We start from the raw sequence: 2308 nt of genomic DNA on the forward strand, positions 1-2308 counted from the left end.
TTCCATCTCAGGGCGGTCACGGCGCGCAGGATGAACCAGAGGGTCAGCCAGCCTGCGCTCAATGCGGCTGCTGGAGCGACGGGTAGGGCGAGTCGATGGGTGAGGCCGAGTATCGCCATGGGTGGGAGGAGGGCTCCGGTGAGCATCTGCAGGCTGGTCAGCAGGTGTTGGCGGACCAGGGTGCGGCGGGGTGTCCCGAGGTGCCAGTAGTGGAATCGGGCTCGTTGTGCGCGGGTTTGTTCGCCCAGCCGGGTGGTGGCGAGTTGGATCACGGTCACGACCGCGATCAGCAGGGTGGCGACGGTGAGGAAGGAGGTGAGGATTTCGCCGATGGCGGTGGCGACGCGGGTGTTGGTGGTGACTTGCTGGTACCAGCTGAGGGCTGCCCCGATGAGGGCGAAGGTGCAGGCGGCCAGGCCTGCCAGCAGCGTTTCGGTCAGGTTGAGGGCGATGAGTCGTCGTCGGCTGCCGATGCGTCCGGTGACGTAGGAGGTTTGGGGTCGGTGGGGGTGTGAGGCCAGCACCGCTGCCCCTGCCAGGAGGAGGAAAACTCCTGTGATCCATCGCATTCCGGGTGGTGTGGTCACCGTGGCCATTGTTGTGGCTGCGGCCACGAGTACCAGGCCTGGCCACTGGGACAACAGTGTCCAGCGGAGTCTGGCGGCGGTGGACCAGCCCAGTGATGTGAGCAGGGCGTGGTCAGCGGAGCGTCGGGGTCGGGTCAGCAGGCCGACGCCGATGAGGAGGATGCCTGCGGTGGTGATGGCGGCGGTGAACAGCATCATCACCACCTGTGTGGTGGTGGTTTCGCTCCAGGTGACTGCGCCGAGGGTGGTGAATTCCTGGCTCACCCAGCCGAGGTCGCCGACACGTTGTGGTGTCGCGGGGTCGGTGGTGCCGAAGGCGTAGTCCGGCACCCAGAGGTTCACCGGTTGGAGTGAGGCCCCGGCGACGACGAAGGCGTCGAGTCCCATGCCTCGCAGCTGTGCGGCGACGGAGTCGATGCGGGGCATCGCCTCGGAGCGGGAGAGGCCGTCCAGCCCTGCGACGCGGATGCGCACGGCGGAGATGAAGTCTCCGTCGACGAGTTCCTTGGCTCCCTGCAGGGAGACGATGGCGGAGGAGGGTTGTGCTGCCAGTCCTTGGGCGTTACGGGCCGGGGTGAGGATCTGTCCTGTCTCGGTGACGGTGACTTCGGCGGGGTCGTAGGCGCCCAACGGGACATAGCTCAGGCCATCGTCCAGGTCCTGCGGGGTGTAGGTTCCCACCTCGAACGGAGCAGCGCCGGATTGTCTCCAAGTTCCAAGTCTTAGCGTCCCGGGTATCCGTTTTCGGTAACTCTGCTCTTGACCTATGCCTGTTCCGTCCAGTTCATCGAAGCCCATTTGGGGTATCGCGTATTCGAAGCCTTGGGGCTCAACGGTGAAGGAGGGGCGGGTGTTCAGAGGTCCTGTCTGTATTGTTGGTTTCACTTTCAGGGGAGTGAGTCCGGAGACATGATATTGATCCACAACATAACGTTCCAGTTCCAGGGACGAAGCCTGATCTCCAGTGGGCCAGCCAATCTCGAGTTCTCCGCCGTTGAAGGGGCGAGTTGCTTGGGCGAGATCCAGGTGAACATCTCCCACATGAACCCTGTTGTTGTTGGTGATTTCCTCGATTCTTGCCGTTAGATTCATCGGTGCATAGGGCTGGGTGTTGCGCAAGAATCCAATGAACGGGCTGTCCATGCCATACCATCCCATCAGAGCGGCCCGTTGTCCTTTTTGAGCACCAGGGTACTTGGCGATCCGTGCTTGGATGGGGTCGGACAGGTCAAACTCTATCTCTTCGCTTTCGGGGGAGGTGCGAGGAAAGACGTTCACGGTGAATGGTCCATGTTGCTGGGCCAGCTTGTCAAACTCCGCCAAGGGTTTCAGGAAGTCGCCGGACTCTCCCAGGAGTGCAGCCTCTGCAATCGGATCCACTGCGAAGATTGTTGAACGGGGTACAGTGACCGGCCACCAAGAAATCTCAACGCCTGGTTCGCTCACGGTTCCATCGATAGTCAAGTTGGGATCATCTGTCAGGAATGAAAAGCCTTCGCTGTTGATCGCCCCTGATTTTCCTGACCAGTTTGTGTAGTCGATGACGATGGTGTTCGTGCGATCCATGACCAGTCGCTCGTTCAGGCCGTCGTTGCCGGTGATGCGCCAAGTGATCTGAAATTTGGTCACTGGGTTTGGTAACTCGGACCATGGGATGAAGAACAGTGGCCAGTTCATCACGTCTCCGGTGGATCCCAGGAAGCCGATCGGGGCTGCGATCT

At 61.4% G+C, this 2308-nt stretch carries 1 protein-coding gene; it reads right to left on the reverse strand.

The features are described 5' to 3' along the window. On the reverse strand, window positions 1-1268 hold a 1268-nt coding region (locus EII35_RS15290), incomplete at its 3' end, for a hypothetical protein (RefSeq protein WP_221739794.1). Window positions 1269-2308 lie beyond the last annotated feature (1040 nt).

Source organism: Arachnia propionica, assembly GCF_003932785.1.
Taxonomy (GTDB): Bacteria; Actinomycetota; Actinomycetes; order Propionibacteriales; family Propionibacteriaceae; genus Arachnia; species Arachnia propionica_B.